Annotated in this window: 15 protein-coding genes; 10 read left to right on the top strand and 5 right to left on the bottom strand. The window is 65.6% G+C overall.

All coding sequences use genetic code 11. The annotated features are described in order from the left end of the window. Positions 1–279: 279 nt before the first annotated feature. The gene (gene rox, locus OG203_RS01485; protein WP_405163824.1) at positions 280–1,719 is read right to left on the bottom strand and encodes a rifampin monooxygenase; all 1,440 of its coding nucleotides are present in this window, start codon (positions 1,717–1,719) and stop codon (positions 280–282) included. Positions 1,720–2,000: 281 nt separating this feature from the next. Between rox and OG203_RS01480 the strand changes: the two genes are divergently transcribed. The 3 genes from OG203_RS01480 to OG203_RS01470 are packed head-to-tail and all read left to right on the top strand — an operon-like array spanning position 2,001 to position 3,998. After that, the gene (locus OG203_RS01480) at positions 2,001–3,326 is read left to right on the top strand and encodes a family 1 glycosylhydrolase (RefSeq protein WP_405163823.1); all 1,326 of its coding nucleotides are present in this window, start codon (positions 2,001–2,003) and stop codon (positions 3,324–3,326) included. Positions 3,327–3,341: 15 nt separating this feature from the next. After that, complete coding sequence (locus tag OG203_RS01475; protein ID WP_405163822.1) at positions 3,342–3,551, top strand: hypothetical protein; 210 nt, start codon at positions 3,342–3,344, stop codon at positions 3,549–3,551. A 39-nt stretch (positions 3,552–3,590) separates the two neighbouring features. Then, a complete protein-coding gene (locus OG203_RS01470) occupies positions 3,591–3,998 on the top strand; it encodes a hypothetical protein (RefSeq protein ID WP_405163821.1) in 408 nt (135 codons plus the stop codon). Here the strand turns inward: OG203_RS01470 and OG203_RS01465 are convergent. Beyond that, on the bottom strand, positions 3,987–5,138 hold the full coding sequence (locus OG203_RS01465; protein WP_405163820.1) for a helix-turn-helix domain-containing protein: 1,152 nt from the start codon (positions 5,136–5,138) through the stop codon (positions 3,987–3,989). The two genes, OG203_RS01470 and OG203_RS01465, sit on opposite strands and share 12 nt — an antisense overlap. Before the next feature lie 107 nt (positions 5,139–5,245). Continuing rightward, positions 5,246–5,950 carry a TetR/AcrR family transcriptional regulator gene (locus OG203_RS01460; RefSeq protein ID WP_405163819.1) on the bottom strand — a complete coding sequence of 235 codons (705 nt, stop codon included), beginning with the start codon at positions 5,948–5,950 and terminating at the stop codon, positions 5,246–5,248. Positions 5,951–6,125: 175 nt separating this feature from the next. On the opposite strand from OG203_RS01460, the gene OG203_RS01455 reads away from it, so the two are divergent. After that, complete coding sequence (locus OG203_RS01455; RefSeq protein ID WP_405163818.1) at positions 6,126–7,847, top strand: GMC oxidoreductase; 1,722 nt, start codon at positions 6,126–6,128, stop codon at positions 7,845–7,847. A 246-nt stretch (positions 7,848–8,093) separates the two neighbouring features. Then, the gene (locus tag OG203_RS01450; protein ID WP_405163817.1) at positions 8,094–9,662 is read left to right on the top strand and encodes a S10 family peptidase; all 1,569 of its coding nucleotides are present in this window, start codon (positions 8,094–8,096) and stop codon (positions 9,660–9,662) included. A 6-nt stretch (positions 9,663–9,668) separates the two neighbouring features. On the opposite strand, the gene OG203_RS01445 is transcribed toward OG203_RS01450, so the two are convergent. Beyond that, positions 9,669–10,577: a helix-turn-helix transcriptional regulator gene (locus OG203_RS01445; protein WP_405163816.1), complete on the bottom strand. Its 909-nt coding sequence runs from the start codon at positions 10,575–10,577 to the stop codon at positions 9,669–9,671. A 152-nt stretch (positions 10,578–10,729) separates the two neighbouring features. Between OG203_RS01445 and OG203_RS01440 the strand changes: the two genes are divergently transcribed. Both OG203_RS01440 and OG203_RS01435 read left to right on the top strand, forming a co-directional pair. Next, positions 10,730–11,959, top strand: a complete 1,230-nt coding sequence (locus OG203_RS01440; RefSeq protein ID WP_405163815.1) for a glycosyltransferase 87 family protein — start codon at positions 10,730–10,732, stop codon at positions 11,957–11,959. A 7-nt stretch (positions 11,960–11,966) separates the two neighbouring features. Continuing rightward, positions 11,967–12,716 (top strand): nucleotidyltransferase domain-containing protein, encoded by a 750-nt coding sequence (locus OG203_RS01435; protein WP_405163814.1) that lies wholly within the window; start codon positions 11,967–11,969, stop codon positions 12,714–12,716. Between the two features lie 5 nt (positions 12,717–12,721). Here OG203_RS01435 and car read toward each other — a convergent pair whose 3' ends face one another. Further along, positions 12,722–16,231 carry a carboxylic acid reductase gene (gene car / locus OG203_RS01430; protein WP_405163813.1) on the bottom strand — a complete coding sequence of 1,170 codons (3,510 nt, stop codon included), beginning with the start codon at positions 16,229–16,231 and terminating at the stop codon, positions 12,722–12,724. 242 nt (positions 16,232–16,473) lie between these two features. Between car and OG203_RS01425 the strand changes: the two genes are divergently transcribed. From OG203_RS01425 to OG203_RS01415, 3 genes are all read left to right on the top strand, one after another. Further along, on the top strand, positions 16,474–17,925 hold the full coding sequence (locus OG203_RS01425; RefSeq protein ID WP_405163812.1) for an MFS transporter: 1,452 nt from the start codon (positions 16,474–16,476) through the stop codon (positions 17,923–17,925). A 264-nt stretch (positions 17,926–18,189) separates the two neighbouring features. Then, the gene (locus OG203_RS01420) at positions 18,190–19,239 is read left to right on the top strand and encodes an LLM class flavin-dependent oxidoreductase (RefSeq protein WP_405163811.1); all 1,050 of its coding nucleotides are present in this window, start codon (positions 18,190–18,192) and stop codon (positions 19,237–19,239) included. A 15-nt stretch (positions 19,240–19,254) separates the two neighbouring features. After that, a complete protein-coding gene (locus tag OG203_RS01415; protein WP_405163810.1) occupies positions 19,255–20,619 on the top strand; it encodes an NtaA/DmoA family FMN-dependent monooxygenase in 1,365 nt (454 codons plus the stop codon). Positions 20,620–20,693: the final 74 nt, after the last annotated feature.

Genomic DNA, 20,693 nt, shown 5'->3' with positions numbered 1-20,693 from the left:
GGGCTGGGTTAGATGGTTCGGCAATGGTGATTTGTGGGAGGTTCCTATTGGAGCGATCTGCATGCGTAGATGCGCATATCTAAGTAACTATATGGATTATTCTCTTTGAAACCTTCCACGGACCTCGACGGAACCCCTTGTTCACTGGCCGTGAGACCTTCGGAATCCGAAGTCCCCCAACACAACTCCCTCTCCAGTTGCGCCCACTCCCCTACCTCCCACCGGAAGACCCGCCCGCCTGACTCCTCCCCCACGGGCCTTCCGGTGGTCACTCCTCGCTCAGCTGGCGACAGCTCCGAACCACTCGGACAGCCCGCCGAGCAGACTCTCCTGATCTTCACCGACCCACACCACGTAACCGTCCGGCCGCAGCAACACCGCGGGCACGTCCAACTCCTCGCTCACATCGACGACGAGGTCGACCCGGTCCGCCCAGCCTGCCACTGAGAGCTGGCCGGTCTGGTCGAGCAGCAACCCGCGCCCGCCGTGCATCAGCTCATACAGGCGTCCTTGCTTCAGCTCGATATCCCGCAGCCGCTTGCCGAGCAGCTCGTGCCCTTCGCCGAAGTCGTAGCGGATCCCGATCGCCGTGATCTTCTCGATCAGGTACCGGTTCACGTCCTCGAACTCGATCAGTTCCCCCATCAGCCTGCGCATTGCCTGCGGACCAGGCTCCAGCGACATCAGCAGCATCTGCACGCGCGTGTTGTCCAGCACGGCGGCGGCGATCGGACGTCGTTCGGCCGCATAGGTGTCGAGCAGCCCCTCCGGCGCCCAGCCGTTGACTGTCGCGGCCAGTTTCCAGCCGAGGTTGAACGCGTCCTGGATGCCGAGGTTGAGCCCCTGCCCGCCCACCGGCGGGTGAATGTGGGCCGCGTCGCCCGCCAGCAGCACCCGGCCGACCCGGTAGCGCTCGGCCAGCCGGGTGGCGTCGCCGAAGCGGGAGAGCCAACGCGGTGAGTGCGCGCCGAAGTCGGTGCCGGCGGTCGCCCGCAGCTGCTCCGTGAACTCCTCGAAGGTCGGCGCGACACCGCGGTCCTCGGTGACCCCGGCGGCGGGCACGACCACGCGGTACAGTCCGTCCCCGATTGGCCCGGCACCGAACCGCAGCTGGGTCTTGCGAACTTCGGCCATCACCGCGGTAAGCTCCTCCTGCGACGCGGTCAATTCCATTGCGCCGAGCAATGTCTCGACCCTGGAGGGCTCGCCGGGGAAGTCCACGCCGAGCAGCTTGCGCACCGTGCTTCGGCCGCCGTCGCAGCCGACGAGGTAGCGCGAGCACAGCTGGGTGCCGTCGGCCAATTCGACGGTCACTCCGTCGTCGTCCTGGCTCAGCCCGACCAGCTCAGTGCCGCGCCGGAACTCGACGCCGAGTTCGGTGGCGTGCTCGGCGAGCAGGCGGTCGGTGGTCGGCTGCGGGAGGCTGAGGACGTACGAATGCGCGGTGTCCATCCGTTCGGGCCACGACGTGCCGAGGCCCGCGAAGAAACCGCCGACCTTGTACTGCTTGCCGAGCGCGAGGAAGCGGTCGAGCAGCCCGCGCTGTGCCATCACCTCGATGCTGCGCACATGCATGCCGAGCGAGCGGACCACCTCGGTCGGCTCCGCCGCCTTCTCCAGCACGACCACCCGCACACCTTGCAGCCGCAATTCGCTGGCCAGCATCAAACCGGTCGGTCCGCCGCCGGCAACGATCACATCAATCACAAAAACTCCCATGGTTGCGTTTCGGCGTCCCACCAGACCCATATCCGCAGGTTCTGGCTTCGGCAGGAGATTGTGCGGCACGACCGGGGTCTTGCCGCAAGGCCCCGGGTGCGATATATGTTAGAAGTGGCAAGGAGTGAATGACCTCCCTGCCATTCTTTATGCCGTCTGTCGATGATGGACCCGGGTTTCCTCGAACCAACGCACCGCCACGGATCCACCTAAAACGGACATACGACCAGTTACGCTGTTTCCAGGTCCATGGCCCGGTCATCCCGTCGAACAGGAGTCCGATGCGAGCACAGCGCCGTCACGTCTTGGTCGTCCTCGCCCTCACCACCGCCGCACTGCTCACCGGCAGCACAGCCATCTCCGCAGCACGGCCGGAACCGCCCGCTCAGGTCGCGCCGCTCGGCTCGGATTTCCTGTGGGGTGTCGCCGCGTCGGGATATCAGTCCGAAGGCCATGCGCCCGACAGCAATTGGTCTCGATACGTCGCTGCCGGGAAAACCACTGACCCGTACGGTGATTCGATCGACTTCTTCACGCGCTACCGTTCCGATATCGCGCTGGCCGCGCAGCTCGGCGTGCGGGTCTATCGCATCGGAATCGAGTGGGCGCGAGTGCAACCGAGGCCGGGCGAGTGGGACGAGAACGGACTCCGCTTCTACGACAACGTGATCGCCGCGATCACCGCGGCGGGCATGCGACCGATGCTCACCCTCGACCACTTCGTCTATCCCGGTTGGGAAGTCGACCGCGGCGGCTGGCGCAACCCGGGCATCGTCGACGACTGGCTCGCCAACGCCCGCACCCTCGTCGACCGCTACGCCCCCGCCGACCCCCTGTGGGTCACCTTCAACGAGCCCACGTTTTACATCGTGGGCGAACTGCAAAAGGGCGGCATCTCACCCCTCGACGCGCCCGCCATGCACGATCGAATTGCCCAGGCGCACAACAGCATCTACGACTACATCCACGCCGTGCAGCCCGGCGCGCTCGTCACGAGCAACGTCGCCTACATCCCCACCGGCGAGGACCTCATCAACAAGCCCATGGTCGACAAGATCGCCGCGCACCTCGACTACATCGGCATCGATTACTACTACGGCCTCTCCCCCGAAAGCCTCCTGGCGGGTCCGCCCGACCTCGAAAGACTGTGGACCCAACCACTACAACCCGAGGGCATCTACTACGCCCTCCAGCACTACGCCCGCCAGTTCCCCGGAAAGCCGCTCTACATAGTCGAAAACGGCATGCCGACAGAAAACGGCGCGCCCCGCGCCGACGGCTACACCCGCGCCGACAACCTCCGCGACACCATCTACTGGCTGCAACGCGCCAAATCCGACGGCATGAACGTCATCGGCTACAACTACTGGAGCCTCACCGACAACTACGAATGGGGTTCCTACACACCACGTTTCGGCCTCTACACCGTCGACGTCCTGACCGACCCAACCCGCACCCGCAAACCCACCGACGCGGTCCCCGCCTACACCGAGATCACCCGATCAGGCGGCGTCTCCCCCACCTACCGCCCCACCCGATCCCCCCAACCCTGCTCCCTCGTCGACGCCGCGGCCAGCTGCCTCGACCCCGTCACCCTCCCCCGCTGACCCGATAGGACACCCATGTCCGACCCCCACAGCGAAACCCCCAACGCCACAACAATTCTCCGCCGCTGGCAAGACTCGGGAGCCATCTGGCGAGTAATCACCCGCCGCCCCGGCCACGTAACCATCGGCCTCTACGAATGCACCGGCGCCCAAGAAGTAGACCGCCTGACCTCCACCGACCCCCTCCTCCACCTCCTCGGCACCCGCTCCAGCAACGAAGACTGACCGCAGCGCGGGTCCGCAAACTCTTTGTATCCTGAATCCATGGGCGCCGGAACCGTTGCGAGCTTGCGAGACGCGGTGCAAAGGGCATGGTCCGCGGACACAAGCAACACTGCGGACTGGACCGAAAGCAACCCCGCAGAGGGGCAATGTGCAGTCACCGCATGCGTGGTTCAAGACCACTTCGGTGGCGACATCGTCAATACAGTTGCGACCCTGCCGAGCGGTAGAGCAGTCTCGCATTACTTCAATGTCATAGACGGCGAGAATGTCGACTTCACGTTCCACCAGTTCCCGGAAGGAACAAGTTTCTCTGCGCCAGAACATAAGACCAAAGGCCTACCGTCAACACGCGCTTACTGCATGTCTTTTCAAGACACGAGAGACAGATACGAGCTGCTGAGCAGCAGAGTTTGCCAGTTCATCGGCAAGCCTGCATCACCAGCATGAAGTCCACATGCCCAAGAACTCACGCACTTCTGCCACCGCAGTATGCGGTCGGAGATCTGATGCAATCTCACCGAGCGCTTCCCGCAATCGGGCCGAAGCCACAGCTCCGATGACGCCAAAGTTGTTGACCAGCAACGCACAGCCGTCAGCGATAGCACCGGACCGGATAGAATTCTGCGCCAGCCGGATCTGCCAGGCAAGGTGGTCACGCGGATAAGAGACCGACTTATCGATAGCCTCCTCCAGATAGCCCGCTGCCTCCCGATGACGACCGCCTCGCATGAACGCCAGTCCGGTCAAACCGCTGAACTGCCCTTCTGACAGATGAGCAAAATATTCGGGATCATGTCCCCTAGTAGACTCGTATGCCCGGTGAGCGCGACTCACCGCCGCAACCATTGCCGACTGATCACCAATCGCGCTGTGTGCCTCGGCCTCCCGAATGGCGGCCAGTGCACGTAGTTTCGGCCCGCCATCCCGCCGAGCTGCGAGTTGTGCCGCTTCCGCCAGTTTGACACCCTCCCTTGGTCGCGAGCCTTCCCGATACGACAGCAGGCACGCATTGATCCAGGCATGCCCAGCAGCAATACCGTCGCCTGCCGCAGCGGCGGCTTGGGCGGCACCCGCGTAATAGTGCCGCGCCTCCACATAACGGCCCGCGTCGTAAAAGACCCAACCTGCCGCCGTCTGCATCTCGGCAGCGGCGCTGGTCAAGGCTTTGCCAACCGTGTCGCTGTACTCACCCTGATCGAGCAACTGCTCGACATACCGAACCTGGTGGTCCGCAACCGCGCACAACCGGTCGCCGCCAACCAACAGCTGTAACTCGTGGATCTCATTGATACTGCACGTGATCCGCCCGACGTCGGCGATACCGACCTTCATGCCTACCGGGACAGTTTCGGCGTGACCTGGACCGACGGTCGTGGCAACGGCGACCGCACCCGCCTCGAGAAACTGGCGCCGCTTCAAATCCGCCTCCTCGTCCGACCCGACTATCAGCAAGGCCAATGGCACGTTCAGCGCCTTAGCCACGCGGCGCAGCACGCGCACATCGTAAATCGCCGGACCGTCATGCTCCAGCTGCGATACCGCGGGCTGCGTGAAATGGATGAAGGCGCCGAATTCGGCCTGCGTCATCCCGAGGGAGAGGACTCCCACGCCTGCCCTGCGAGCGACTGTTTCTCGAACCCTGACCCAGTGCCTGGCATCGTCCCGACGCATCGAACGTGACACTCGCTGTGCGGCTATCGGTTTGGTCGATACCCCAGCATGTCCACGAGGGTGTCCAGGTGGAGGTCGAAGAGGGCGTTGCGGTTGGGGAAGGTGTCGGGGCCGTACATGTCGAAGATGTCGGCGCTTACCGCGCCGAGGAGGCTGGTCCAGAAGGTGATGCCGCGGGCGATCAGCCAGTTGGGGAGGTCTAGGTGGAATTCGGTGCGGATTTGGGTGAAAGTGGTTGCGAGAGTGGGGGGTACGTGGGGGTCGACGGAGGGGGCGTTGAGTTGGTTTGTTTGGTAGGCGCGGGCGAGGAGGGTTAGTAGGGTGGTGATTACTCGGGTGCCGGGGGGGACGGTTTGGTCGGCGGGGGCGTTGTAGCCGGGGACGGGGGTGCCGAAAAGTAGTCCGTAGCGGGCGGGTTCGGCGCGGGACCAGCGGTGGATGGCGCGGGCGAGGGTGCGTAGTTGTTCGATCGGGTCGTCGGGGGCGGCCGAGAGGGCGGTGTCGACCTCGTCGCCGAGGGCGTTGTATCCGTCGACGACGAGCAAGGTGAGTAGTTCGTCGCGGCTGCTGACGTAGCGGTAGACGGCCGAGGAGACGACGCCGAGGTCGCGCGCGACCGCACGCAGCGAGAGTGCCGCGGCACCGTCGGTGGCCAGATGTTCGCGGCCGATGCGGACTATGTCGGTCATGGTCTGCGCTCTGGCTCGGGCGCGCGGCGTCGTCGGCATGACTCCACGGTGCAATATGCAGAGAGCGATGTCAACAACAGTGAGCGCTGCTCTCACATGCCGCGCCGAATTGGCTACCCGTGACACAAAGCCGGGTCCCCCGCCCTGGTTCGGCGCACAACCTACTCAGTAGTAGTGTTAGCCGAGTCACTGGCGACACGATCGAGGAGTAGCTATGGACCAGCGAGCAACGGATTTCGACGTTCTCATCGTCGGCTCTGGGTTCGGCGGCAGCGTCACCGCGCTCCGGCTGGTCGAGAAGGGCTACAAGGTAGCCGTCCTCGAAGCGGGCCAGCGGTTCGCCGACGACGAGCTGCCCAAGAACAGCTGGGAGCTGAAGAAGTTCCTCTGGGCCCCGAAGCTCGGCTGCTACGGCATCCAGCGCATCCACCTGCTGCGCGATGTCCTCATCCTCGGCGGCGCCGGTGTCGGCGGCGGATCGCTGAACTACGCCAACACCCTGTACGTGCCGCCGGAGCCGTTCTTCCGCGACGCGCAGTGGCGCGACATCACCGACTGGCAGACAGAACTCGCGCCGTACTACGAGCGCGCCAAGAAGATGCTCGGCGTGGTGCGCAACCCGCACATGACCCCGGCCGACGAGGTGTTCAAACAGGTCGCCGACGACCTCGGTGTCGGCGACACCTTCGTGCAGACCCCGGTCGGCGTGTTCTTCGGCGAACCGGGAAAGACCGTGGCGGACCCGTACTTCGGCGGCGTCGGCCCCGAACGCACCGGCTGCGTCGAATGCGGCGACTGCATGGTCGGCTGCAAGTTCGGCGCCAAGAACACCCTCGTCAAGAACTACCTCTACCTCGCGGAACAGGCTGGGGCGCAGATCATTCCGATGACCACCGTCACCGATCTGCGCCCACATCCGGACGGTACCTGGGACGTGTCCACCGCACGCACCGGCGCCTGGGTGCGCAAGCAACCGCACACCTACACCGCCGCACACGTCGTGCTCGCCGCGGGCACCCGGGGCACCCAGAAGCTGCTGTTCGAGATGCGGGACAAGGGCGCGCTGCCGGAACTCTCCGACAAGCTCGGCCAGTTGACGCGCACCAACTCCGAGTCGATCGTCGGTGCCGCGACCAAAAAGGTCACTCCCGGAGTCGATTTCACCAAGGGCGTCGCGATCACCTCGTCCATCCACCCGACGCCGGACACCCACATCGAGCCCGTCCGCTATGGCAAGGGCTCCAACGCGATGGCGCTGCTGCAAACGATCATGGTCGACGGCGGCGGGCGGATTCCACGCTGGCTGCGCTTCCTCGGCCTGTTGATACGGCGTCCGATGGACCTGATCAGCTTCCTCACCACCAAGGACTGGAGCGAGCGCACCATCATCACGCTGGTCATGCAGCACCTGGACAACTCGATCACCACCTACACCAAGCGCGGACTGTTCGGCCGCAAACTGACAAGCAAGCAGGGCCACGGCGAACCGAACCCGACCTGGATCCCGGTCGGCAACGACGTCACCCGACGGGTGGCCGCCAAGATCGGCGGCATCGCGGGCGGCAGCTGGGGCGAGATCTTCAACATCCCGCTCACCGCCCACTTCCTCGGCGGCGCGGCCATCGGCGCCGACCCCGAGCACGGCGTAATCGACGGCTACCACCGCGTTTTCGGCTACCCGACACTCAGCGTCGTCGACGGCGCGGCGGTCTCGGCCAACCTCGGCGTTAACCCGTCACTGACCATCACCGCCCAGGCCGAGCGCGCCGCCGCCTACTGGCCGAACAAGGGCGAGGCGGACACCCGTCCCGCGCTCGGCACCGCCTATCAGCAGATCGCACCGGTCGCACCGGCCAAGCCCGTGATCCCCGCGAATTCGCCTGCCGCACTGGTACTTCCGATCGTCGAGATCAGGAAAACGCCCGCCGCGGGCTGACCGCACACCTCGGTGGGCTCCCGCCTCGGATCTGCTTGATCCACGGAACCGCGACGTCGTTGCGCGCGCCCAGGGTGGCAAAGTCGCACATTTCCCCTATACCGGCAAAGTCGATACGCGCATTGCGCGTTTCCCCGAGGACGCCGAAGATCGGCCATAGAGCGGGCGAAACGTCCGTTCCGCGTCCGGCGACAAAACCCCCTTGTACGCTGGACACCCGAAGCTCCGACCTTGGGGAAGGTTACGATGAGCGTTCATTCCGCTGCCAGCGAAGGCTCGACCACCGGGGATGGCGGTGATCAGTCGTTCTTCGATCCGGTGGCCTACGGCACCGGTCCTGACGACAATGTCGCCGACACCGCCGAAAGCGCGGCCGTCACGCATCACACGATTACCATCAACGACCGCGAAATCGCGTATACGGCGACGGCGGGCCACCTCGTCACGGTCGATCCGAGCAGCTCACTGCCGAACGCGAAGATGTTCTATGTCGCGTTCACGCAGGACGCACAGCAAGAGGAGACGCGGCCGGTCACGTTTTTCTATAACGGCGGCCCAGGTTCCTCGTCGGTGTTCGTGCTGCTCGGTTCGTTCGCGCCGCGTCGGATCAAAACCAATATGCCCGACTTCACGCCGCCCGCTCCGTATTCGATGGAGGACAACCCCGACAGCCTGATCGACACCAGCGATCTGGTCTTCGTCAATCCCGTCGGCACCGGGTACTCGGCAGCCGTCGCGCCACACAACAATCGCGAATTCTGGGGCGTCGATCAGGACGCCGACTCGCTCAAACAGTTCATCAAGCGCTACTTGACGAAGAACAGCCGCTGGAATTCGCCGAAGTTCCTGTTCGGCGAATCGTATGGCACCGCACGCAGTTGCGTCCTCGCCTACAAACTGCACGAAGACGGCGTCGATCTGAACGGCATCACGCTGTTGTCCTCGATCCTCGACTATCGGCAGTCGGGCAACCCGATCGGCCTGTTGCCGACGGCGGCCGCCGACGCATGGTACCACAAACGCCTCGGAATCACGCCGCCGCCTGCCGATTTGGCCACGTTCATGGCGGAGGTCGACGAGTTCGCCAGCGGCGACTATCTGGCTGCGCTGCAGGCGTTTCCGAAGTCCGATCCGGCCGTGATCGACAAGCTCGCGGCCTATACCGGTATCGATAAGGTCGTCCTGACATCATGGAGCCTTGTCATCGGCTGGCCGTTCTTGACGACCCTGCTGCAGGATCGCAACCGGGCGCTCGGCGCGTACGACGGCCGGGTGACGGGCATCGACTCCGGTATCGCGGGCAAGGTCGACCCGAATTCCGGCGGCAACGATCCGACAATGGCGGCCGTCTCCGGCGTCTACACCGCGATGTGGAATTGGTATCTCGAAGAACAGTTGAAATTCACGTCGGACTCGGCATTCACCGACCTGAATGATCAGGTGTTCGCGAACTGGGATTACAGCCACGTCGATCCGACCGGCACGAAGCAGCCGCCCGATGCGTTCGCCACGGCGGGCGATTTGGCCGCGGTGATGGCGATCAATGTCGACCTGAAAGTGCTCTCGGCCAACGGCTACTTCGATTTCGTGACGCCGAGGTACCAGACGATCCTCGATTTGCAGCACATGCCGCTCGACGATCCGACGGTGCGGCAGAACCTCTCGATCCGCTTCTACCATTCGGGTCACATGGTGTACCTGGACGGCGATTCACGCACCGCGCTCAAACAAGACCTTGTCCGGTTGTACGACATTGTGACGAGCGATAAGGAAGCGATCAGCCGCGTGCTCACATTGTGGCAGAGCAAGCGCTGAACCGGCTCACACCGCGGCGGGCATCGAGTGGTAGCGCTGCCGATGCTCGTCCCAGGGCTCGCGTTGCTGCTCCGGGGTCATCGCGAGCAGCAATCGCAGTTGGGCCCACTGGGTTTCGTCGGTCGGGGTGTAGATCTGCACCCAGGCACCGGCGACGACCGGCAGGGACATGCTCGTGATGAACATCTCCAGCTCGCCGATGGCCAGGTTCCGGATCTGCTTGATCCGGTTCGACGGAACCGCGACGTCATTGCGGGCCCATAGCGCGGCGAAATCGGTACTCGCGCCGCACATTTCCTCGATGAACTCCTGCCAGCTCGGGTCGTCGAGGTTCTTCGCGTAGGCGCCGCGCAGGTAGGCGACCATGCGGCGCAGATCATCCCAGCTGCTCTTGTAGGTGTTGCAGCACGGCGGCGTGAGAAACACCCGCCGCGCGACATTGCGCTCACCCATCAGGAAGCCTGGGCACAGGGCCGCGTAGGAGTCGTTGAACGCCAACACGTCATAGCGTGCGCTCAGCACCGCGGCGGGCAGCGGCGACAGATGGTCGAGGATGGTCTGCATCTCTTCGGGCAGCGCGCTGTTCGAGTGCGGGCTCGGCACGGTCGGCACATCGGCGAGCCGGTAGAGGTGCGAGCGCTCGGCATCGTCGAGCGCCAGCGTCCTGGCCACCGCGTCGAGCACCTGCACGCTGACATTGATCGGACGACCCTGTTCGAGCCAGGTGTACCAGGTGACCCCGATACCGGACAGCTGTGCGACCTCCTCGCGGCGCAGTCCCGGTGTGCGCCGGCGCGGGCCGGGCGGCAGCCCGACGTCGTCGGGCGAGATCTTGGCCCGCCGCGACTTCAGGAAGGTTCCCAGCTCCGCACGGCGCGCTTTGCGCACCGCCCGGACGTCAAGCACATCGGTCATCAGATGATCGTGCCCGAAATCACTAGCGGTATCCAGGTGCTGCTAGTACCCGTTTTGCGGGAAGATTCCGGCATCCGAACGCGACCCGAAGCTTCGGGGCGTGCTCCGGCTCGAGTTATTCGGTAAGTTGATCACTTGTGCCCAAGTCCCGGATGCTGGAGCTTCCACGCTCGGGCCCAACGCTTTTCATACTGGCCGCAAGTGCCGCCCTGGCGGTGATCCTGCTGTTCACCACGGTCGATCCGTGGCTGGACCGGGCAGGCATCCTGGACGGCGGGCTGGACGTGCACGTCTATCGGGACGGCGCCTGGCGCATCCTGCACGACCAGCCGCTCTATACCGAGCCGACCATCGCTGGGCTCCTGTACACCTACACACCCTTCTCCACCATCGCCTTCATCCCCATCGTCGCGATTCCGTGGTCGTATGTCGCCGACACCTGGCTGGTGTTGAACCTGCTTGTGCTCTTCGGCTGCGTGCTGCTGAGCTGGCGCATCCTCGGGTACCGGATCAACGCCCAACTCACCGCCGTGAGCGCGTTATTGGCGATCACCTGCGCGTTCATCGAGCCCGTCCGCACCACGCTGTTCTACGGGCAGATCAACCTGATGTTGATGCTGCTCGTGCTGTGGGACTTCTCCCGCGCGGATCGGAGCAGGCTGCGCGGCATCGGCGTCGGCTTGGCCGCGGGGATCAAGCTCGTGCCGGCCTACTTCGTCGTGCAGTTTCTCGTGCTGCGCCAATGGCGGTCGGCCTGCACCGCGGCGGCGACCTTTGTCGCGTCGATCGTGCTCGCCTGGATCGTGCTGCCCGCCGATTCCCGGCAGTACTGGACTTCGACGTTCTTCCAGTCCAATCGGATCGCCGACGACATGCATCCGTCCAATCAGTCCATTCGCGGCGCGATCGCGCACCTGACGCACCACCCGGCGCCGGTGTGGCTGTGGCTGCTCATCGCTGGCACGGTCACCCTGGTGAGCTTGGCGATCACCGCGGGTCTGTTCCGGCGCGGTGAACGGCTGCTCGCGGTGACGCTGGCGGGCCTCACCGCCTGTGCGGTCTCGCCGTTCTCGTGGGATCACCACTGGGTGTGGTTCGTTCCACTGTTCGTCTACCTGGTGCACCGGGCCCAATCGCAGTGGGGCTGGTGGCTTGTCGCGGCAGCCCTTTTCGGCTCGATCGGCGCATGGACGTGGGAGTACGACCCGAACTATGTGGTCGTCGGGCTGTTCCTGTTCCCACCGTGGTGGCCGGGCGCGCAGATCCTGATCAACAGTTTCGTCATCGTGTACGCCGTGGTGCTGATCGGCGCGGGCCTGGTCCTGGTTCGGCTGCGCCGAGCGGGCGTCGAGGTCGCCGACGAGGCGTACGCGGCGAGATAATGTCGGCATGAGCCTGCCGCCTGGGATCCAAGCCGTACTCGACGAATTCGCGGCAGAGGTCAAACCCGCCGCCGATGTCGTCGCGCTTCAGGTGGGCGGTTCGCTGGCCACCGGTGACTATCGGCCCGGGGTGAGCGATTTCGACTTGGTGGCATTGGTCGAACGGCCGTTGAGCGACGACCAGCGACGACGAGTCGCGCAGCTCCATCGCGGGTTCATCGCCCGCCGCCCCGAGGCGACCAAGCTGCATTGCGTTTACGTGCCGGTACCCGACCTCGACGACGTCACGACACCGCATGTGACGTGGGCAGCCCAGATGATGTTCGAGCGACCATTCACCGGGATCGCCCGAGCGGAGCTGTCGCAGTTCGGGTTCGCCGTATTCGGCGAACCCCCGCGGGCCGTGATTCCGCCGGTGACCGCCGACGAGCTGAAGGAGGCGGTGCGCGCCGACCTCAGTCGATACTGGGTGCCCGCGCTGCGGCGACCGCGAATCTGGTTCCAAGACACCTACATCGACCTCAGCCTGTTCACCCTCGCTCGCGCCGAGGTCACCCTGGCGACCAATGAACTGATCACCAAGCGCGAAGCATTGCCGAGGCTGGCGCGGTTCCACGTCCCCGCCGACCTGATCGAGCAGATACGGCAGCGGCGAGAAGGACATACCGTGCCCATCTCGCCGCTGTCGCGGGTGCGCCGAGCCAAGTCAGTACACGGACTGGTCTCCGACGGTCTTCGAGTTCTGTTGTCCCGCTGAAGCGATCAGAGCAGCCGGAGCAGTTCCAGATCGCTGACGTACTTGTCGATCAATGCCTCCGTCAAATGCGGAATGTCCTTGTCAGGGCCGACTTTCGCGGCCTGCACCGCCGCCTGGAACTTCTTGGCCGGTAGCTGAGATCCCGCGACCGGCGCACGCTGGTAGCGGTAGGCATCGAGCAACGGCAGAACCGAGGCCTGACGCTGCTTTTCGGGCAAGGCGCGGATGGCGGTCTCGAAACGGCTGAACCAGTCCGCATAGTCGGTGATCCGCTGGATCGGCCGACCGGCTTCGATGAGCCAGTCGACGAATTCGTCCAGGGAGATGCCGTCGTCGTGCGGGTTGAGCACGTCGTAGGTCTGGAAGCCGTCGGTGGCTCGCACGCCAAGAGTGGTGATCGCCTCGGCGACGAAATCGGCTGGCAGACCGTCATAGTGGGCCCGCTGCCGGTTTCCGTCGGAATCGGTCTGGTAGAACGAGTACGGCGCGATGCCGGTGGCGACGAGGCTGAGGATCAGCCGGGTGAACACGTCGGGGACGTTGAGCTGACCGGCGTAGCGACGATCGGCCAGGATCATGTCCGAACGGAATACCGCGACCGGCAGACCGCACAGATCGTGCGCCTCCCGCAGCAGCACCTCGCCCGCCCACTTACTGCTGCCGTAGCCGTTCGCGTAGCCCTCGCGCACCTCGCGCACCGAGCTGATCTCGCGGACGTCGCCGTCCTCCTGGAAGGTCGCCGGATCGATCTGATCGGCAACCCCGACCGTCGACAGGTAGGTGACCGGCTTGCGTCGCGCGGTGAGGGCAAGGCGGATGATTTCGGCGGTACCAACCACATTCGGGCCGAACAGCTGGCTGTACGGCAGGACGTGGTTGACCAGCGCGGCCGGATGGATGATCAGGTCGACGGTTTCGGCAAGCCGCTGCCACGTCGCCTCGTCCAGACCGAGATCCGGGTCGCCGATGTCACCCGCGAGCACCTCGAGGTTCCTGGCGGCCAATTCCTGGTAGTGCGCGACCAATGTCGGATCGCCGCTGTCGAACGCCGCGTCGAGCCGCTTGCGCGCCGCGGCCGCGTCACTGCCGCGCACGATGCAGATCAGCTTGCCGCCGGTCTTGTCCAGTCGCTCCAGCCATTCCAGGCACAGGAAGCGGCCGAGGTAGCCGTTCGCTCCGGTCAGCAGGACCGTCTGCGCTGGCACGGGCGCGTGCGGAATGGTGTTGGCGGCGGCCAGGGTTCGCGCGTCGATGAACTTGTCCAACGTGAGATCGGCGGCCCGGATCTGCGAGCCTGCGCCGTGCACCGAGGTGACCGTGGGTCGCTTCGCGCCCGAATCACGTTCGGCCTCGATGTATTTCGCGATCTCGCTGAGGTTGTTCGCCGGGCTGATGATGACACCGACCGGCACCTCGACGCCGAATGTCTCGTTGAGCAGATTCGAAAACGACAGCGCCGACAGCGAATCGCCGCCGAGGTCGGTGAAGTGCGCGTCGGGGCGCAGGTCGGTGGACGCGATGCCGAGCAGTACCCGCGCCGCATGGCTGACCGTGTCCAGCACCGGACGGGTCGTGGCTTCGCTGCGCAGCGCGAGCAATTCATCGCTCTGGCGTGCGTCGTGATCGGTGTAGATCTGCTCGAGGCGCTCGCCGTAGCGCTCCTTCAGCTTGGGCCGCAACAACTTCGCGATACCGGAGAGCAGACCGTTCTCCATGGTGAACGGCTCGGTCTCGATCAGGAATTCGCGAGGAATCTCGTAGGACTGCAGGTCCGCGTCCTTGGCCAGCTGCTGAATCGATTCGGCCAGTGCCGATTTCAGCGCGTCGGTGTCGCCGCCGCGCAACGCGGCATCGGTCGGCACGATCACGGCAACCAGGTAGGAGCGTTCGCTGCTGCCGTAGATGAAGATCTGCCGGATCAGCGGACTGCTCGCGTACACCGCCTCGAGGTGGGCGACGGTCACGAACTCGCCCTGCGACAGCTTGAGCACATTGTTGCGGCGATCGACGTACACCAGCTCGTCGGGCCCGAGTTCGGCCACGATGTCACCGGTCTTGTAGAAACCATTCTCGTCGAAGATCTCCGCGGTGACCTCGGGCCGCTTGTAATACCCGGGAATCTGGGTCGCCGCCTTCACCAGTAGCTCGCCGCGCGGATGCGGCTGATCGGTGCGGAAGTAGCCGAGTTCGGGCACGTCGACGAGCTTGTAATCGGTTACCGGCGGCCGCTGCACCCGGTTGTCGATCAGGATGCCCGCGCCCGCCTCGGTCGACCCGTAGCCGTCGTGCAGCTGCACGTCGAGCACGGACTCCATGAACGTCAGCATCTCCGCGGACAACGGCGCGCTACCGACGATCGCCCCGAGGAAGCGCCCGCCTAGAAAGTTCTGCCGCAGTTCGGTTTTCACCTCTTGATCGAGCGCGGCCTCGTCTACACCCGCACCCGAGCGCCGGTCCATCTCGCTGCGATAGCGCTGAAAGATCATGTCGCACACGCGGGGAACGAAGAAGATCTCGGTGGGTCGCACCAGGGCGATGTCGTCGAACAGCGTCGACATGTCACTTTTCGCCGCGAAATAGGCGGTGCCGCCGCGGGCGAGCACGCCGATGAACGACAAACGTCCGGCGATGTGACTCATCGGCATGTAATTGAGATTGATCCCGACCCCGGCGAGCGTCCCCTGCCACATCAGCCGCGCCAGCTGCTCGGTGTACATCGCGCCCTTCGGCGTGCCGGTGCTGCCCGAGGTGTAGATGAGCAGCGCGAGCGGGTCGTCGTCGGCGTCGGGGACGTACAGCGGTGCTGGCGGCAGCTCGCTGCCCCGTTGGCGCACGGCGTCGAGCGTTTCCACGATCACCGAGCTGCCCGCATCGGCGAGGCGGTGGCGGGCGGCTTCGAATGCCGCGCGCTCGGCGTCGACGTCAGGGTGGTAGTCGAACACCACAAGGCGCTCCGGCGATGCGCCAGCGAGCAGGCACTCGACGGCCCGGTCGAGGTGATCCGGCGTCGAGGCGAGCAGGCGCGGTGTTGTCTCGGTGAGAATCGCGCTCAGCTGCGACACCGCCGCGCTGGCCTGCAACGGAACGGTGACCGCGCCGAGGTGGATGGTGGCGAAGTCCAGCGTCGCGTAGTCGATGCTGGTGAAGCCGAGAATGGCGACGAAATCACCTGCACGCAAAGGCTTTTCGGGGTCGCGCTGCCACGCTGTGGCGACCGCGCCGATGCGCTGCCACAGTTCGCCGTAGGTGATGGTCTCGAACCTCGGCAACAGCCGCAGCGACGTCGCGCCCGACGCGTCATCGGTGACCAGCTCGAACGCCCGCTGCCCGACCGCGGGACGGTCGGCATAGCCCTCCATCACCGTGGCGAGGACCTGCGCCAGCCGCAGGCCGGGTTCCCGCGCGGCGGCCCCGACCGCCTCGATCGGCCGAGCGGCCTTGACCTGCTCGTCCTCGGCGAACAATTGCGCGATTCGGCGCTGTAGCCGCTCGTCTCGTGTGTAGTCAACCGCCATGGCAAATCTCCCTCGTTGACAAAGTAGATGCGCCCTGCATTCTGTAAAACAGGTTAGCTTGTCTAAGTATTTCGGGAAAGGCTGTGCGCCAGCGACAAAACAAGTGGTCTCCACCACATCTGACCGCAATAATATGCCCAGAGCGGACATTCCTCGCGAACCGCGTGTCTTATCCAGGTGTTGCCGGTACCCGTTTTACTGGGCTCCTGTTACTGGTGTCGGGAAGCCCGCAAGATCAGTGCATGACGCAGATCTTGTCGCCGGATTCGGCAGCCGCACAGCCGGTTACCGCGCCACCGGCAGCTCAACCCGCCGCGCACGGTGCGCGGCGCACCCTCGCTATTCTCGCAGTGATCCTCACCGGCCAGTTCATGGCCGTGCTCGACGCCTCCATCGTCAATGTCGCGATTCCGTCGATTCGCAGTTCCTTGCACACCTCCGGCGCGGCTTTGCAGCTGATCGTCGCCGGCTACGTCATCGCCTACGCCGTTTTGCTGGTGACCGGCGCCCGGCTCGGCGATCGATTCAGCCAGCGGCGGATGTTCATCGCCGGTCTGGCGTTGTTCACGCTCGCCTCGCTGGTCTGCGGGCTGGCGTGGAACGAGATAGCGCTCATCGTGTTCCGTTTCGCACAGGGTGTCGGCGCGGCGGCGATGGTGCCGCAGATCATGACGCTCATTCAGCGGAACTTCACCGGCAACGCGCGGGCCAAGGCGCTCAGCGTGTACTCCGCGATCATCTCCGGCGGCATGGTCGCCGGGCAGGTACTCGGCGGGCTCATCGTCAGCGCCGACCTGTGGGGCAGCAGCTGGCGCGGGGTGTTCCTGGTCAACGTGCCGATCGGCCTGGTGCTGCTGGTGCTCGCGCCGCGGATTCTGCCGACGGTGACCCAGCGTTTCGATCGCAAGCTCGACCTGGCCGGGCTCACCATCCTCACCACCGCGGTGCTCGCGCTCGTGCTCCCGCTTGTCCTCGGCCGTGAGCTGAATTGGCCGCTGTGGTCCTGGATTTCGTTGGGCGCCTGCGTGCTCGCGTTCGCGGCGTTCGTCGGGATCGAGCGGGCGGTCGCGGCGCGCGGTGGTGAGCCGTTGTTCTCGCACCGGGTGCTCGCCGCGCCGGGACTGCTGCTCGCCGCGGCAACCCTGTTCGTGGTCATGGCGACCTTCGGCGGCTGGATGTTCGTGATGGCCATCCATCTGCAGAGCACGCTCGGTTACAGCGCGCTGCATGCCGGTCTGATGTTCATTCCGTTGGGCGTGACGTTCGCGATCGCCGGACTGAACTGGGAACGCATCCCGCATCGGTTCCACGCCAGGATGATTCCGCTCGGGCTCGTCCTTTCCGCGGCCAGCATGGTCGCCGTGGGTGCCCTGCTGCGCAACGGTGCCGATGTCGGGCCGCTCGTGCTGGTGCTGCTCGGGCTCTGCGGTATCGGCAATGGGCTCGCGTTCAGCCCACTGATGACCCGGACGCTGGCCAAGGTGCCGATGAGCCTGGCCGCGGACGCCAGCGGAATCCTGGTGACCAATGTGCAGCTCGGCATCGTGGTCGGTATCGCCAGCTTCGGCACGCTGTTCCTCGGTCTGGCGGGTAGCACCGCGTTATCCGCGTCGCACGCGCTCGGCGGTACGGCGATCGCGGAAGGGGTGACGGTGCTGGTCGCGGCGGGTCTGTCCGTCCGTGCCGCGCGGTAGCGAGCACGACACAGATCCCGGGACCCGTGTGGGCCCGGGATCTGTGCTGTGTGAAGGGGGCTTCGAATCATCACGACGCAAACCGTCGCGCGCGTCCGCGCCGGACAGCATGCTGAAGAGGGCTGCTTCGCCAGTCGGGCAGAGAGGTGTCGAGATGTCAGTCGGGCGAACCGGTCTCGTTGGTGCGCCGCGATCGGGCTCGCGCTGGTCGGTGCGGCGCCGGGGGTATCGGACCGTGGTTGTAGTAACGGAAGAAGGTGTCGGATGGGCGTTTTCGCGCTTGGCATAGAACTCGACGGCGAAGGCTTCCACCCGCAGGCGTGGCGGCGTGCCGCGCACGCACCGGACCGCCTGCTCACGGGTGACACTCTGCGCACCCGCGTCGCCACGGCCGAGAACGCGGGCTTCACGCTCGCGACCTTCGCCGACTCCATCCTCGCGCCGCAGCACGTGGCCGGCCGCATCGACGCGGTGACCCGTGCCTCGTTCGTCGCGGCGACCACAAGCACCATCGGCCTGGTTCCCACGGTCGCCACCACCTACGCCGAACCGTTCCATACCTCCTCGCAGATCGCGACGCTCGACTACGCGTCGCGCGGCAGGGCCGGGTGGATCGCCGAGCGGATCGATGACCCGCGCGCCGCCGCAACCTGGGGCCGCACCCAGGTCACCGGCGACGACGAACTCGCCAGGGAACACAGCGATTCCATCGAGGTGGCACGCCGCCTCTGGGACTCGTGGGAGGACGACGCGGTGATCCGCGACTACCCCAACGGGCGCTTCCTTGACCGGAACAAACTGCACTACACCGACTTTCGGGGCGATACCTTCTCGGTGAAGGGCCCGGCGATCGTGCCGCGCCCACCGCAGGGACAACCGGTCGTGTTCGGCGCCGACGGTGACGTCGACGTTCGGCTCGTCGCGGCCGACTCGGTCGCCGCCGCGATCGAATCCGCCGAGCAGGCACGTTCTGCCGGGGCACCGCTCGCCTTCGCCGAAATCGACGTCACCCTCGACACGCCCGGCGCGACGGCCGTCGAACGACTCGGTGCCGCGCCCTCGAATTCCCCTGCCCGGCTTGCCTTTTCCGGGTCCGCGGCCGAGCTCGTCGACCTGCTGACCCACCTCAGCGCCCACCTCGACGGCGTCCGCCTGCATCCGGCGGTCATCGACGAGGACCTTCCGGTGCTCGCCCGCCAGGTGCTGCCCGCGCTCTTGCGCACCGGTGTCGCGCACCGCCCGGTGCCGGGTTCGACACTGCGCGCGAACCTCGGCCTGGTCCGTCCCGCCAATCGCTACGCCGCCTCGCACTGACAGGAGACAACGGCCATGACAGTTCATCCACGTCCGGACGCCCAGGTCCACTTCGGTGTGTTCTTCCAGGGCGTCAACCACACCACCATCTGGTCCGACCCGGCCAGCGGCTCACAGATCGACTTCGAGACCTTCCGCCGGACCGCGCAGACCGCCGAACGCGGGCTGTTCGACGCGTTCTTCCTCGGCGAGGGGCTGCGGCTGCGTGAGCAGGACGGCAAGATCCTCGAACTCGATATCGCGGGCAGGCCGGACGCGATCGCCCAGCTCGCCGCGCTCGCGGGCATCACCCGGCACATCGGCCTGGTCGCCACCCAGAACACCACCTACAACGAGCCCGCGGACCTGGCCCGCCGGTTGAGCGGTCTCGACCTGATCTCGGGCGGTCGCGCCGGATGGAACGCCGTCACCACCGATAACGCGTGGACCGGTGAAAACTTCCGCCGCGGTGGCTATTTGGACCATGCGCTGCGTTACGAGCGGGCCGGTGAGTTCCTCGCGACGGCCCGCGCGATCTGGGATTCCTGGCGCGACGGGGCTATCGCCACGTCGCAGCAGAGCCCGTCGTGGGCGAGCGAGGACGCGGTGCGTCCGGTCGAAAGGTCCACCGACCACTTCCAGGTGTCGATCACCCCGACGCTGCCACGCAGCGCGCAGGGACATCCGGTGATCTTCCAGGCCGGTGACTCCCCCACCGGCCGTGACTTCGCCGCCGCCAATGCCGACGTCATCTTCTCAAGGCACGGAACACATTTCGACGACGCGCTCGCCTTCGCCAACGACATCCGCGCCCGCCTGCGCGCGGCGGGCCGACCGGAGGACGACATCAAGATCCTGCCCGGCACCCAGATCGTGCTGGCGGAGAAGGAATCCGAGGTCGAGGAGAAGGTCCGCTGGGTCAAGAACGGCCAATACACCGGCCAGACCACGCTTTCGCTGGCCGGTCAGGTTTGGGGCCGCGACCTGTCCCACCTCGACCCCGACGGCCCCCTCCCGAAAGAGGACCCCGAACACCGCCCCATCTCCGAAACCCGCGGCGCCCCACGCCACGGCCAAGACCCGCAATCCATCGCCCGCGAATGGCGCGCCCGCGCCGAGGCCGAAAACCTCTCCCTCCGTGAGACAGTCATCGCCAGCACCGAACGCTCCGGCTTCGCGGGCACCCCCGCCCAGGTGGCCGACGAACTCGCCCGCTGGGTCCGCCAAGGCGCCGTAGACGGCTTCAACATCTCCCCCTACCTCATCCCCACCGGCCTGGACGAAATCGTCGACTGGCTGGTCCCCGAACTCCAAGAGCGAGGCGTCTACCGCACCGAATACACCGGCACCACCCTCCGCCACCACCTAGGTCTCCGTCCTCCGCTGACCCACCGCTCCTGAGGTCAACTGCCCCATAGGTCGATCCCGCACCCGTAGAAGGCGTTCCGAGGACCGGATAGCGACGACGAGTCCAG

Source organism: Nocardia sp. NBC_01499, assembly GCF_045040275.1.
Lineage (GTDB): Bacteria > Actinomycetota > Actinomycetes > Mycobacteriales > Mycobacteriaceae > Nocardia.
This window is presented reverse-complemented; position numbering and strand designations above follow the sequence as displayed.

Excerpts from the sequence above, each read along its gene's own strand:
- rox (WP_405163824.1), bottom strand. The coding sequence starts at position 1,719 with ATGGGAGTTTTTGTGATTGATGTGATCGTTGCCGGCGGCGGACCGACC.
- OG203_RS01480 (WP_405163823.1), top strand. The coding sequence starts at position 2,001 with ATGCGAGCACAGCGCCGTCACGTCTTGGTCGTCCTCGCCCTCACCACC.
- OG203_RS01475 (WP_405163822.1), top strand. The coding sequence starts at position 3,342 with ATGTCCGACCCCCACAGCGAAACCCCCAACGCCACAACAATTCTCCGC.
- OG203_RS01470 (WP_405163821.1), top strand. The coding sequence starts at position 3,591 with ATGGGCGCCGGAACCGTTGCGAGCTTGCGAGACGCGGTGCAAAGGGCA.
- OG203_RS01465 (WP_405163820.1), bottom strand. The coding sequence starts at position 5,138 with ATGACGCAGGCCGAATTCGGCGCCTTCATCCATTTCACGCAGCCCGCG.
- OG203_RS01460 (WP_405163819.1), bottom strand. The coding sequence starts at position 5,950 with ATGCCGACGACGCCGCGCGCCCGAGCCAGAGCGCAGACCATGACCGAC.
- OG203_RS01455 (WP_405163818.1), top strand. The coding sequence starts at position 6,126 with ATGGACCAGCGAGCAACGGATTTCGACGTTCTCATCGTCGGCTCTGGG.
- OG203_RS01450 (WP_405163817.1), top strand. The coding sequence starts at position 8,094 with ATGAGCGTTCATTCCGCTGCCAGCGAAGGCTCGACCACCGGGGATGGC.
- OG203_RS01445 (WP_405163816.1), bottom strand. The coding sequence starts at position 10,577 with ATGACCGATGTGCTTGACGTCCGGGCGGTGCGCAAAGCGCGCCGTGCG.
- OG203_RS01440 (WP_405163815.1), top strand. The coding sequence starts at position 10,730 with ATGCTGGAGCTTCCACGCTCGGGCCCAACGCTTTTCATACTGGCCGCA.
- OG203_RS01435 (WP_405163814.1), top strand. The coding sequence starts at position 11,967 with ATGAGCCTGCCGCCTGGGATCCAAGCCGTACTCGACGAATTCGCGGCA.
- car (WP_405163813.1), bottom strand. The coding sequence starts at position 16,231 with ATGGCGGTTGACTACACACGAGACGAGCGGCTACAGCGCCGAATCGCG.
- OG203_RS01425 (WP_405163812.1), top strand. The coding sequence starts at position 16,474 with ATGACGCAGATCTTGTCGCCGGATTCGGCAGCCGCACAGCCGGTTACC.
- OG203_RS01420 (WP_405163811.1), top strand. The coding sequence starts at position 18,190 with ATGGGCGTTTTCGCGCTTGGCATAGAACTCGACGGCGAAGGCTTCCAC.
- OG203_RS01415 (WP_405163810.1), top strand. The coding sequence starts at position 19,255 with ATGACAGTTCATCCACGTCCGGACGCCCAGGTCCACTTCGGTGTGTTC.